At 69.4% G+C, this 13,122-nt stretch carries 8 protein-coding genes; all 8 read right to left on the bottom strand.

Annotation, left to right across the window (positions count from 1 at the left end):
* Positions 1–41: 41 nt before the first annotated feature.
* The 8 genes from FHT26_RS30265 to FHT26_RS05385 all read right to left on the bottom strand — a co-directional run bounded on the left by FHT26_RS30265 (position 42) and on the right by FHT26_RS05385 (position 13,096).
* On the bottom strand, positions 42–1,868 hold the full coding sequence (locus FHT26_RS30265) for a methyl-accepting chemotaxis protein (RefSeq protein ID WP_168559124.1): 1,827 nt from the start codon (positions 1,866–1,868) through the stop codon (positions 42–44).
* A complete protein-coding gene (locus FHT26_RS30260; protein ID WP_168559123.1) occupies positions 1,865–3,412 on the bottom strand; it encodes a methyl-accepting chemotaxis protein in 1,548 nt (515 codons plus the stop codon). Before FHT26_RS30260 ends, FHT26_RS30265 begins: the two co-directional genes overlap by 4 nt.
* Before the next feature lie 37 nt (positions 3,413–3,449).
* A complete protein-coding gene (locus FHT26_RS05410; RefSeq protein ID WP_168559122.1) occupies positions 3,450–3,902 on the bottom strand; it encodes a cache domain-containing protein in 453 nt (150 codons plus the stop codon).
* Between the two features lie 781 nt (positions 3,903–4,683).
* Complete coding sequence (locus tag FHT26_RS05405) at positions 4,684–6,474, bottom strand: methyl-accepting chemotaxis protein (RefSeq protein ID WP_168559121.1); 1,791 nt, start codon at positions 6,472–6,474, stop codon at positions 4,684–4,686.
* Positions 6,475–6,484: 10 nt separating this feature from the next.
* Positions 6,485–8,287, bottom strand: coding sequence for a methyl-accepting chemotaxis protein (locus FHT26_RS05400; protein WP_168559120.1), 1,803 nt, complete (start codon positions 8,285–8,287; stop codon positions 6,485–6,487).
* 57 nt (positions 8,288–8,344) lie between these two features.
* Positions 8,345–9,895, bottom strand: coding sequence for a methyl-accepting chemotaxis protein (locus tag FHT26_RS05395; RefSeq protein ID WP_168559119.1), 1,551 nt, complete (start codon positions 9,893–9,895; stop codon positions 8,345–8,347).
* 34 nt (positions 9,896–9,929) lie between these two features.
* Positions 9,930–11,489, bottom strand: coding sequence for a methyl-accepting chemotaxis protein (locus FHT26_RS30255; protein WP_168559118.1), 1,560 nt, complete (start codon positions 11,487–11,489; stop codon positions 9,930–9,932).
* A 59-nt stretch (positions 11,490–11,548) separates the two neighbouring features.
* A complete protein-coding gene (locus tag FHT26_RS05385) occupies positions 11,549–13,096 on the bottom strand; it encodes a methyl-accepting chemotaxis protein (RefSeq protein ID WP_168559117.1) in 1,548 nt (515 codons plus the stop codon).
* Between the last annotated feature and the right edge of the window lie 26 nt (positions 13,097–13,122).

The raw sequence follows: 13,122 nt of genomic DNA, 5'->3' as shown, positions 1-13,122 counted from the left end.
CTGAAGGCTTCGACACGTTCAGTCCGAACGAGGTGGCCTGCTCAGAAGGTTTCCCAGTCGTCGTTGGGCGCGGTCGCGGCGAAGGCCGGGCCGGCGACCGGGGCGGGCGCCGGGCTCGGGGCGGCGGCTGCGACTTTCGTCACGGCCGGGGCCGCGGCAGGCTTCGCGGGGGTGCTCGGGGCTGCCGCCGACGGCTTCGGCCTGGCGACCGGCGCGGCGGCGGGCTTCGATGCCGCGGCCGGCTTCATGGCGGCGGGCGCCACCGGTGCCGGCGCCTTCGGCGCGGGCGCGGCCGGCAGGGCCTGCGCATCGAGCCGGAAGGTCGACACCACCGACGCCAGGCGCTGGGCCTGGTCGCGCAGGCTTTCGGCGGCGGCGGCGCTTTCCTCGACCAGCGCGGCGTTCTGCTGCGTCATCTGGTCGAGCTGGGTGACGGCGGTGTTGACCTGGCCGATGCCGTCGCTCTGCTCGGACGACGCGGCGGTGATCTCGCCGATGATGTCCGACACGCGCTGCACCGAGCCGACGATCTCGCTCATGGTCTTGCCGGCGTCGGCGACCAGGCGCGAACCGGAATCGACCTTCTCGACCGACGCGCCGATCAGCGCCTTGATCTCTTTCGCCGCCTGCGCGCTGCGCTGCGCGAGGCTGCGCACTTCGCCGGCCACCACCGCGAAGCCGCGGCCTTGTTCGCCGGCCCGGGCCGCTTCCACCGCGGCGTTCAGCGCCAGGATGTTGGTCTGGAACGCGATGCCGTCGATCACGCCGATGATGTCGCTGATCTTCTTCGAGCTGGCGTTGATCTCGTCCATCGTCATGACGACCTGCGAGACGACCGAGCCGCCGCGCGCGGCGACTTCGGCCGCCGACGACGCCAGCTGGTTGGCCTGGCGGGCCGAGTCGGCGCTCTGCTTGACGGTGCCGGTCAGCTGTTCCATCGACGACGCGGCCTGCTGCAGGTTGCTCGCGGTCTGCTCGGTGCGGGCGCTCAGGTCCTGGTTGCCGGTCGCGATCTCGGCGCTGGCGGTCGAGATGCTGTCGGTCGAGTTGCGCACCTGGCCGACCAGCGTGCGCAGCGACCCCTGCATGTCCGACAAGGCCTGCATCAGCTGCGTCGATTCGTCGCGGCCGATCAGCGTGATCTGGTTGGTCAGGTCGCCGCGCGCGATCGACGCGGCCAGCGCCTGCGCCTCGGTCATCGGGCGGCAGATGCTCTGCATGTTGATCAGCGTGGCCGGCACGACGATCAGAATCGCGATGCCCAGCGCCACCGCGAACAGCGTGATGGTCTGGCGCGTCATCGCCTCGCGCGCGGCCTCGGCGTGCGCACCTTCGGTGCCCAGCGTCTTCTGCAGTTCGGCCACCGTCTTCTCGGCGGCGCCGATCGCTTCCTTCGCGCGGCCCATCACCCGGTTGGCCACCGTGGCCGAGTCGTAGCCGCTGTTCTCCAGCTGCTTGATCACCGGGGCCATCGCGGTCGCGTAGGCGGCGAGTTCGGTTTCCATCCGGGTGGCCAGCGCCGTGCCTTCGTCCGGTGTTCCCGCCTGCAGCGTCTTCAGCTGGGCGACGACGCGTTCGCGCGCGGCCGTCCACTGCCCGCTGAAGCGCGTGACTTCCTCCGCTTTCTCGTAATTGACGATCATTTCCTTCTCGGCCAGGCGCATCTCGCCGAGCGCGGTGCGCAGCGAGGCCAGTGTGTTGCTGTCGGCAAACGAGTTGGTCATGAAGGCGGTGCTGAGGCTTTGCAGCCGCAGCAGCCCGGTCAGGCCGGCGCCGCCGACCAGCGCGAGCAGCGCGAGCACGATGGCGATCGCGCCGATCATGCGGGTGCGGATCGTGAATTGACGCATCAGGTGGGTGAAGTTCATGAGCGCTCTCCGGCGAGCTGGAAGTTGTTGACGATGCTGCGCAGCCGCGCCGCCTGGTCTTTCAGGCTTTCCGCGGCGGCTGCGGACTCCTCCACCAGTGCCGCGTTCTGCTGCGTCATCTGGTCGAGCTGGGTGACGGATCCGTTCACCTGGCCGATGCCGGCGCTCTGCTCGGCGGCGGCGGCGGTGATCTCGCTGATGATGTCGGTGACGCGCTGCACCGAGCCGACGATCTCGTTCATCGTCTGGCCGGCATCGGCGACCAGGCGCGAACCGGCTTCGACGCGCTCGACGCTGGCGCCGATCAGGCCCTTGATTTCCTTCGCGGCCTGTGCACTGCGCTGCGCCAGGCTGCGCACCTCGCTGGCGACGACCGCGAAGCCGCGGCCCTGCTCGCCGGCACGCGCCGCTTCGACCGCGGCGTTCAGCGCGAGGATGTTGGTCTGGAACGCGATGCCGTCGATCACGCCGATGATGTCGCCGATCTTGCGCGAGCTGGCGTTGATCTCGTCCATCGTCGAGACGACCTGCGCGACGACCGAGCCGCCGCGCGCGGCGACTTCGGCGGCCGACGACGCCAGCTGGTTCGCCTGGCGGGCCGAGTCGGCGCTCTGGTTGACGGTGCCGGTGAGCTGCTCCATCGACGAGGCGGTCTGCTGCAGGTTGCTGGCCGCCTGTTCGGTGCGGTGGCTCAGGTCCTGGTTGCCGGTCGCGATCTCGGCGCTGGCGTTCTCGATCGACGACGACGATTCCAGCACCGTCGCGAGCGAGCGGCTGAGCTGCCGGGTCATGCGGTCGAGGGCGCGCATCAGGTCGCCGAGTTCGTCGCTGCGGTCGGTGCGCGCGTCGATCGCGAGCTTGCCGTCGGCCACCTGGTCGGCGACGCGGGCGGCGCGGCTCAGCTCGCCGACGATGCGGCGCTGCATCAGCCAGGCCACGCCGACCGTCGCGGCGGCGGCCAGCAGGCCGAGCGCGGCCAGCAGCAGGCTGGTGCGGCGCGAGCGGGTGGCCGACGCGTCCATCGACGCGGACGACTGCTGGTCCATGCGGGCGACCATGCCGCCCATGCCCTTGGCCAGCGCGCCGAAGGTCTCGTCGGCGCCCTGCATCGCGGCGATGCCGGTGTTCGGGTCGACCGACGACAGGTCGATCGCCGAATCGGCCTGGCCACGGTACTTGTCGATCTGCGCGGTGGCGGCCTTGATCTCGGCGGCCAGGTCGGCGTCGGCGTGATCGGCATCCGCCAGGCCGCCCAGCGTGCGCTTCAGCCCGCCCAGCTGGTTGGCCAGCGATTCGCGGGCCGCCTTGATCTTCGGCTCGTCGAGCGAGCCGATCAGCGCGACGGTGCGGTAGACGCCGGCGTGGATCTGGCCGAGCTGGTCCTGCACGCTGGTGATGGTGCGGAAGGACTCCAGGTCGCCGCGGAAGTCTTCGCTGTTCTTGCTCGCTTCGGCGCTCAACAGCGCGGTGTTCACCGAGGCCATCGAGAACACCACGACGGCGGTCAGCACGGGGGCTGCGAGCAGCTTGAGTCCGAGTTTCATGGCGGGCTTCCGGTCGTGCAGGTGGGACGGACGAGGCTTACTTGTAGATGCCGCCGCAGACGGCCACGTCGTCGAGCCGCTCGCAGTACGCGCGCTTCGGCTCGATCTTCTTGCTGACCGGGTTGGTGAACTTGTAGTCTTGCCAGAACGTGCCCTTGGACTGGGCGAGCTCGACGCGTTCCTTCACGAAGGGCTTGCCGTCGACGTCTTTCAGCTCGAGCAGGTTCTTGCCGATCATTTTTTCGTTCGCGCCATGGGCGCGTACGACGCCGTCGAGCCCGTAGACGACCAGGTAGAGGTCGCGGTCGGTGAACTGGCCGGCCTTGTTGTTGATCTCGGCGTAGGCCTTGTCCTTGCCGCTCGCCTTGATGTAGGCGACGCCCTTCTTGACCATCGCGGAGGCTTCGTCGGCGGTGGCATTGCCGTCCTTGGCGAACGCGGGGAGGGCGGCTGCGCCCAGCAGGGCGCACAGGAACAGGTGCTTGGTCATCGGAATCCTCGGCAGACGGGGCGCTCGCAGGCGCCGTGGCAGAACTGCATCCGCGGGCGAGGCGGATGCGCTAGTGCCGTTATCGGCACGAGGGCGGTCCGGCTGTACCGGTTCGACGCGATTCTGTGATCGGATGCGGAGCGGGTGTCTTGGCAAAAGAAGGAGCTTGGGGGGGTATCTCTTTGCGCTCGCTGCGCGAGGGCTCCTCTGCGGAGTGAAGCTTCTTCACTGCGAGAGGCTGCTGCCGGGTCTCGCCCCGGCGGGCGAGTCACTTTCATTTGAGCCCAAATGAAAGTAACCAAAGCAAAGGGCTTTCAACCCGAACACCATACGGTTCGTTCTGCACGCTGCGGACAACACGGCCACGCCGCTAGACCTCCACCTTGGTTGGGATTGTTGTGCGTTCTTCCCGTCCAGCTCGCTGCGCATCGCCTGGACCCCGGATTGGTATTCGGGCTACGGCTACGGCAACCCGAAGCGGGGCGTGTGAGGAAAAAGGAAGGGCAACAATCCCAAGCAAGGTGGGAGAGTAGCGGCGTGGCCGTGTTGTCCGCAGCGAGCCAGAACGAACCGTATGGTGTGTGTTGAGGCGCTTTGCTTTGGTTACTTTCATTTGAGCCAGCAAATGAAAGTGACTCGCCCGCCGGGGCGAGACCCGGCAATGCCACGCATTGAACCAGACCTCGCCCGCAGCGAAGACAGCCCTCGCGCAGCGAGTCCCCACCGGGAAGAGGTCAGCCCGGCACGCGGAGGTTTTCCACGAACCGTCCCGTTCGACGGGTCAGAACGTTTCCCAGTCGTCGGACCCCGCCGTCGCGGCGGCCAGCGCCGGCCGCGGGGCCGGGGCCGGGGCCGGGGCCGGAGCCATCACCGGCTCGACCGGCACTGCCACCGGCCTGGCCGCCCCCGCCCCCGGGGCTTTCGCAACCGGCTTCGGCTTCGGCACCGGCCGAGCCGCGGCGGCGATCACCGTTTTCGCGGCCTGGAACACCGGCGCCGGTGTCGGCGCCGGCACGCCGACATGCCCCGTCGACAGCTTGAACACCGCGACGTTCGCCAGCAGCTGGGCCGCCTGCAGCTTCAGGCTCTCGGCCGCCGCGGCGCTTTCCTCGACCAGCGCCGCGTTCTGCTGCGTCGCCTGGTCCATCTGCGTGACCGCCTCGCCGACCTGGCTGACGCCGGCCGACTGCTCGACACTCGCCGACGTGATCTCGCCCATGATGTCGGTCACCCGGCGGATCGACGCCACCACCTCGGCCATCGTCGTGCCGGCTTCGTCGACCAGCGCGGTGCCTTGCTCGACGCGCTCGACGCTGGTCGAGATCAGCGTCTTGATCTCCTTGGCGGCGTCGGCGCTGCGCTGCGCGAGGCTGCGCACTTCGCTCGCGACCACCGCGAAGCCGCGGCCCTGTTCGCCGGCCCGGGCCGCTTCCACCGCGGCGTTCAGCGCCAGGATGTTGGTCTGGAACGCGATGCCGTCGATCGTGCCGATGATGTCGGCGATGCGGCGCGACGAGTCGTTGATGCCCTTCATCGTGTCGACGACGCGGTTGACGACCTCGCCGCCCGAGACGGCGACGTTCGACGCGCTCATCGCCAGCTGGTTGGCCTGGCGCGCGTTGTCGGCGTTCTGCTTGACGGTGCTCGACAGCTGCTCCATCGACGCGGCCGTCTCTTCGAGCGCGCTCGCCTGCTGTTCGGTGCGGCTGCTCAGGTCGTTGTTGCCCTGCGCGATCTGCGCACTGGCGGTCGCCACGCCGTCGGCGTTCTGGCGCACGCCGCCGACGATGCCGCGCAGCTTGTCCTGCATGTCGCCGAGCGCCTTCAGCAGCTGGCCCATCTCGTCGCTGCCGCTCGACGGGATCGGCTGGCTCAGGTCGCCGTCGGCGATGCGGTTCGCATCGGCCACCGCACGCGCCGCGGCCCGCGCGAGGCCGCCCGACACGAACCAGGCGATCGACAGGCCGATCGCGGTCATCGCGACCAGGCCGGCGATCAGCATCGTGCGCGACGACTCGTAGGTCTTCGCACCCTCGGCGGCCGCGGCCACGCTGCCGGCGGTGTTCAGCTCGATCAGCTTGGCGAGCAGCGCGCGGGCGTCGGTGTACGACTGGCCGGCCGACCCGTTCACCAGCTTCTTGACGCCGGCGGTGTCCATCTCCTTGGCCATCCGCAGCAGCTCGGGGCTGATCGCCTGGTAGCTCTTCCACTGCTGCGCGAACTGCTCGTACATCGCCTTTTCTTCCGGCGAATTGATCATCGCCTGGTAGGCGGCGCGGTGCGCTTCGAAGTTGCCTTCCACCTTCTTCAGCGAGGCCTCGATCGGCTCCACCTCGAGCGAGGTGTCGATCAGCGCGAGCCGCAGGCGCACCGCGCGGTACGACGCCAGGTCGCTGTTGATGTCGCCGAGCATGCGCACGCTGGGCAGCCAGTTGGTCGCGATGTCCGCGGCGTTCGCGTTGACGTGGCCGAGGCGCGAGATCGCGAGCAGGCTTTGCAGCAGCGCGATCGCGAGGACCAGGCCGAAGCCACCGATCAGTTTGGTGCGGATGCTGAGGTTGTTCAGGTTCATGGCAGGAGCTTCAGAAGGTTTCCCAGTCGTCGCCGGGGGCGACGGTGGCGGCCGGTTTGCTGGCGGCCGGGGCGGGTTTCAGTTCGGCGGGCGCCGCAGCGGCCGCAGGCGCCGGTGCAGGGCTTGGTGTCGGGCGGATGGGTGCAGCGGTCTTGGCGGCTGCCGGCTTGGACGCGGCAGGCTTGTGGGCCGGCACGGCCGGTCTGGCGGACGCCACGGGCGGCGCCGCGACCGGCTGCGCCAGCAGGCTGTCGCCCGCTTCCAGTCGGAAGGTCGCCACCACCGACGCCAGGCGTTTCGCCTGGTCGCGCAGGCTTTCGGCGGCGGCGGCGCTTTCCTCGACCAGCGCGGCGTTCTGCTGCGTCATCTGGTCGAGCTGGGTGACGGCGGTGTTGACCTGGCCGATGCCGTCGCTCTGCTCGGACGACGCGGCGGTGATCTCGCCGATGATGTCCGACACGCGCTGCACCGAGCCGACGATCTCCTGCATCGTCTGGCCGGCATCGGCGACCAGCCGCGAGCCGGCTTCGACGCGATCGACGCTGGCGCCGATCAGCGCCTTGATCTCCTTGGCCGCCTCGGCGCTGCGCTGCGCGAGGCTGCGCACCTCGCTCGCGACGACCGCGAAGCCGCGGCCCTGTTCGCCGGCGCGCGCCGCTTCCACCGCGGCGTTCAGCGCCAGGATGTTGGTCTGGAACGCGATGCCGTCGATCACGCCGATGATGTCGTTGATCTTCTTCGACGACGCATTGATCTCGTCCATCGTCGAGACGACCTGCGCGACGACCGAGCCGCCGCGCGCGGCGACTTCGGCGGCCGACGAGGCCAGCTGGTTGGCCTGGCGGGCCGAATCGGCGCTCTGCTTGACGGTGCCGGTCAACTGGTCCATCGACGACGCAGCCTGCTGCAGGTTCGATGCGGTCTGTTCGGTGCGGGCGCTCAGGTCCTGGTTGCCGGTCGCGATCTCGCCCGACGCGGTCGAGATGCTGTCGGTGCTCTGGCGCACCTGGCTGACCGTCGTGCGCAGCGAGCGCACCATCTGCGACAGCGAGTCGAGCAGGCTGCCCGGCACCGAATGGCTCAGGTCGACCGACAGGTTGCCGCGCGCGACCTCGCTCATCACCGCCATCGCCTCGCTCGGCTCGCCGCCGATCTGGCGCAGCACGCTGCGCGCGATCACGACGCCGAGCGCGCCGATGCCGGCCAGGATCAGCAGCGTGATCAGCAGGCCCTGCACCGCGGTGTCGCGCACCTGGACGTCCACATCGTCCATGTACAGCCCCGAGCCGACCAGCCAGCCCCAGTTCTTCAGCTGCATCACGTACATCAGCTTGGGCACCGGCTGGGTCGTGCCGGGGCGCGGGAATTCGGTCATCAGCCAGGCGCGGCCGTCCTTGCTGGCACGCAGCGCGTCGATCTCGCCCTGGATGATGTCCAGGCCGTTGCCGTCCTTGACCTTGCCGATCATCGGCTGGCCGTCCCACTCGGGCTTCAGCGGGTGCATCACCGCGGCGCCGTCCATCGAGAAGAGGTAGAGGTAGTCCTTGGCGTCGGCGCCGTAGCGGGCCACGCGGATGGCGTCCCGGGCTGCCTTCTGCGCGTCGTCCTTGCTCATCGTGCCGGCGGCGGCCTTGGCCTCGAAGCCGGCGGCGATGCTGTAAGCCGCTTCGACTGCCGTCACCAGCTGGCCCTTGCGCCCTTCGACGATCTGGCTGCGCATGCGCAGGCTGGACGCGACGGTCAGCAGGATGAGCGCCAGGATCGACGCGCCGACCAGCAGGCCGATCTTGCGTTTGAAGGACAGGTTGAGCATGGGGAACCTCCGGTGGAGCAGGTCAGGTTCAGGGCAGAACGATTCGTGAACGGGCGATCAATGCGCGACGAGCCGGAAGGTGCCGACCGCCTGCGCCAGGCGCGCAGCCTGGTCCTTCAGGCTTTCGGCGGCGGCGGCGCTTTCCTCGACCAGCGCGGCGTTCTGCTGCGTCATCTGGTCGAGCTGGGTGACGGCGGTGTTGATCTGGCCGATGCCGTCGCTCTGTTCGGACGACGCGGCGGTGATCTCGCCGATGATGTCCGAGACGCGCTGCACCGAGCCGACGATCTCGCTCATCGTCGTGCCGGCATCGGCCACCAGCCGCGAGCCGGCTTCGACGCGATCGACGCTGGCGCCGATCAGCGCCTTGATCTCCTTGGCCGCCTCGGCGCTGCGCTGCGCGAGGCTGCGCACCTCGCTCGCGACGACCGCGAAGCCGCGGCCCTGCTCGCCGGCGCGCGCCGCTTCCACCGCGGCGTTCAGCGCCAGGATGTTGGTCTGGAACGCGATGCCGTCGATCACGCCGATGATGTCGTTGATCTTCTTCGAGCTGGCGTTGATCTCGTCCATCGTCGTGACGACCTGCGAGACGACCGAGCCGCCGCGCGCGGCGACTTCGGCGGCCGACGAGGCCAGCTGGTTGGCCTGGCGGGCCGAATCGGCGCTCTGCTTGACGGTGCCGGTCAGTTGCTCCATCGACGACGCGGTTTGCTGCAGGTTGCTCGCGGTCTGCTCGGTGCGGGCGCTCAGGTCCTGGTTGCCGGTCGCGATCTCGGTGCTGGCGGTGCGGATGCTGTCGCTGGCGGAGTGCACCTGCTGCACGACGCGGCCGAGCGCAGCCGTCATCGTCTGCAGCGCGCGCATCAGGTCGCCCATTTCGTCGCCGCGGTTCACCGCCGGGCGCGGGCTCAGGTCGCCGCCGGCGATCGAATCGGCCAGCGCGATCGCCTCGCCGAGCGGGCGGCGGATCGAGCCGACCAGCGCGAAGGTGCCGAACAGCGCGCCGACGATGATCAGCGCGACCACGCCGGCCGCCAGCGTCACCGTCTTGCGGCGTTCGGCCGACAGCCGCTCGCGCGTGGCCTGCGCGGCCTGCTCCTGCAGCGCGACGAAGCCGCGCAGCGACTGCATGTAGGTGTCGACGGCCTGCGCGAAGCCGCCCATCGCCAGCGTGCGGGCGCCTTCCAGGTCGCCGCCTTCCTTCTTCTTCGTGATCTCGGCCGAGGTGTCGAGCACGATCTTGCGGTCGGCGGCGATCTTCGCCATCTGCTGCGTCTCGGCCTCGGTCTGCGGCATCTCCTTCAGCTGCTTCTGCAGCTCGGTGATCTGCGCGATCGCCTTGTCGTTGGTGCCCTTGAACGCGGTGCGCACCGAGTCGTCGCTCGCGATCGCGCCGGCTTGGGCGCGCGCGACGGCCGCCTCGGTCAGGCTGGCCCAGCGGGCCGCGGTGCGGATCTTGGTGTCCGACAGTGCCAGCGCTTCGTCGGACAGCGCCTGCACCTGGGCCGAACGCCACGCGGTGAAGGCGACCAGCACCAGCAGCGAGACGATGAAGGCGCTCACGGCGAACCAGATGCGGGTGCCGATGCGGAGATCTTGGATGCGCATGATGTTCTGCAATCAGTGGAAGGGGTGGAGCGGCTCAGTGCCGGGCTTCGAGGCGGAATGCGCCGACGGCCTGCGACAGGCGCTGCGCCTGGTCGCGCAGGCTTTCGGCGGCGGCGGCGCTTTCCTCGACCAGCGCCGAGTTCTGCTGCGTCATCTGGTCGAGCTGCGTCACCGTGGTGTTGATCTGGCCGATGCCGTCGCTCTGCTCGGACGACGCAGCGGTGATCTCGCCGATGATGTCGCTGACGCGCTGCACCGAGCCGACGATCTCGTTCATCGTCGTGCCGGCATCGGCCACCAGCCGCGAACCGGCTTCGACGCGGTCGACGCTGGCGCCGATCAGGCCCTTGATTTCCTTCGCGGCCTGCGCGCTGCGCTGCGCCAGGCTGCGCACTTCGCTCGCGACCACCGCGAAGCCGCGGCCCTGTTCGCCGGCGCGCGCCGCTTCGACGGCCGCGTTCAGCGCGAGGATGTTGGTCTGGAACGCGATGCCGTCGATCGTGCCGATGATGTCGTTGATCTTCTTCGAGCTGGCATTGATCTCGTCCATCGTCGTGACGACCTGCGCGACGACCGCGCCGCCGCGGGCCGCGACCTCGGCGGCCGACGAGGCCAGCTGGTTGGCCTGGCGGGCCGAATCGGCGCTCTGCTTGACGGTGCCGGTCAGTTGCTCCATCGACGACGCGGCCTGCTGCAGGTTGCTCGCGGTCTGTTCGGTGCGGTGGCTCAGGTCCTGGTTGCCGGTCGCGATCTCGGCGCTGGCGGTCGTGATGCTGTCGGTGCTGCTGCGCACCTCGCCGACCAGCCGGCGCAGCGAGGCCTGCATCTCGGCCAGCGCGCGCGCCAGCTCGCCGGCTTCGCCGCCCGCCTCGATCGACACCGCCTGCGACAGGTCGCCGCCGGCAATCGCGCGGGCATGCCGCACCGCTTCGCCGATCGGCACGGCGATCGAGCGCGTCAGCCACCAGCCGAAGCCGCCGGCCACGCCGACGCACACCAGCACCAGCACGCCGACCACGGTGGCCGCGAGGTTGGTGCCGGACTCTGCGTGTTCCTGCGCGGCGCCGGCGCGGGCCGTGGCCAGCGCGGCGAGTTCGTCGACGGCGGCCTGGTAGGCCTTGTGGGTCTTCTCGTAGTCGCCGGCCAGCAGCCCTTCGAGCGCGACGAAGTCGCCGCTGTTCTTCAGCGCGTCGAGCTGCGGATCGAACGCGAGCGCGACCTTGCGTGCGTTCACCGCCTTGTCGAACAGCGCCTTCGTCTCGGGATCCGACACCAGCGACTCGATCTTCCCGATCGTCTCGGCGTTCGCGGCCAGCGTGGACTTCGACTGCTTCGTCAGCTCGTCGGAGAATTCGCCCGTCCCGAGCCGCGCATTGGTGGTCGCGCGCAGCGTGTTCATCGCGGCCTGCGCATTCCATTCGCGCGCCAGCTGCGTCATCTGCCATTCGGTGGCCGACAGGCGCTTCAGCGTCGACGTGGTCTGCTTCAGCTTGATCGCGCCATAGCCGGTGGCCAGCACCATCAGCAGCACCAGCAGGCTGAAGACCAGCCCGAGCCGGGTGCCGATGCGGGCGTTGCGGAAACTGAACTGCATGCAGCGCTCCTATTGAGAACGAACAGGGCGCTTCGGGGGCGCTCTTCAGGTCATCTTTTTCAGGCGGTCAGCCGGAACACCGACACCACGCCCGACAGCCGCAGCGCCTGCTCCTTCAGCGACTCGGCGGCCGCGGCCGACTGCTCCACCAGCGCGGCGTTCTGCTGCGTCATCTGGTCGAGCTGCGTCACCGCGGTGTTGACCTGGCCGATGCCGTCGCTCTGCTCCGACGCCGCCGACGTGATCTCGCCGATGATGTCGGTGACGCGGCGCACGCTGTTGACGATCTCGGTCATCGACTGGCCGGCATCCGCCACCAGGCGCGAACCGGAGTCGACCTTGTCGACCGATGCATCGATCAGGCTCTTGATCTCCTTGGCCGCCTGCGCGCTGCGCTGCGCCAGGCTGCGCACTTCGCTGGCCACCACCGCGAAGCCGCGGCCCTGTTCGCCGGCACGGGCTGCTTCCACCGCGGCGTTCAGCGCCAGGATGTTGGTCTGGAACGCGATGCCGTCGATCACGCCGATGATGTCGGCGATCTTCTTCGAGCTCGCATGGATGTCGTTCATCGTCGAGACGACCTGCGACACCACCTCGCCGCCCTTGCCTGCGGCGCCTTGCGCCGACGAGGCCAGCTGGTTGGCGGTGCGGGCCGAGTCGGCGGTCTGCTTGACGGTGCCGGTCAGGTGGCCCATCGACGACGCGGTCTGCTGCAGGTTCGACGCGGTCTGCTCGGTGCGCGCGCTCAGGTCCTGGTTGCCGGTCGCGACCTCGCCGCTCGCCACCTGGATGCTGTCGGCCGACTGGCGCACCTGCGTGACCATGTCGCGCAGGCTGGCGTTCATCTTGCCGAGCGAGCGCATCAGGCCGGCGATCTCGTCGCGGCCCTCGGCCGTGACCCGGCGCGACAGGTCGCCGCCGGTCACCGCGTCGGCCAGGCGGGCCGCCTCGGCCACCGGCACGGTGATCGAGCGCGTCAGCAGCCAGGCGAACACGGCGCCGAACACCAGTGCCAGGCAGCCGGTCACGCCGATCAGCAGGCGGCCGCGTGCGGCGTCGGCGTCGATCTGCTTCGCCATCACGTCGATGTTCTTCCTCTGGTGGTCCACGTAGGCGGTCATCGCGGCGATGTACGCCGGCGAGGCAACCTGGAAGCTGCTCTCATAGATGCGCGTGGCTTCCTCGGCGTTGCCGGCGCGCTTGGCCGCCATCAACCCGTCGCGGGCCGCGAGGTAGGTCTTGCGCGCCTCGCCGATGCGGTCGAGCAGCAGCTGCTCTTCGGACGTGGTCGGGAAGGCCTTCAGCGCCTGGATGATCTCGTTGGCGCGCACCGTCGAGGCCTTGGCCTCTTCGGAGAACAGCGCTTCGAGCGTGCCGTCGGCATTCTTGGCAATCGCCTTGCCGCGCGTGGCGCCGATCGACACGTTGCGCGCCCATTCGGTCGCCAGCCGCTCCTTCGCGAGCGGCTCGGCCATCATCTGCTGGGTGGCCTGGGCGATGGTGCTCAGGCGCCACACGCCCACCACCATGATCAGGCACAGCAACGCGAGGGTGACGGCGAAACCGCCTCCCAGGCGCGCGCCGACTCGAACGTCATTCAACTTCATCGTCGAGCTCCGGAAAAGGTTGGGAG

Origin of the sequence: Rhizobacter sp. SG703, from assembly GCF_012275445.1 — a bacterium.
Lineage (GTDB): Bacteria > Pseudomonadota > Gammaproteobacteria > Burkholderiales > Burkholderiaceae_C > Rhizobacter.
The sequence above is the reverse complement of the archived record's forward strand: the minus strand, read 5'-3'. Positions and strand labels throughout refer to the sequence as shown.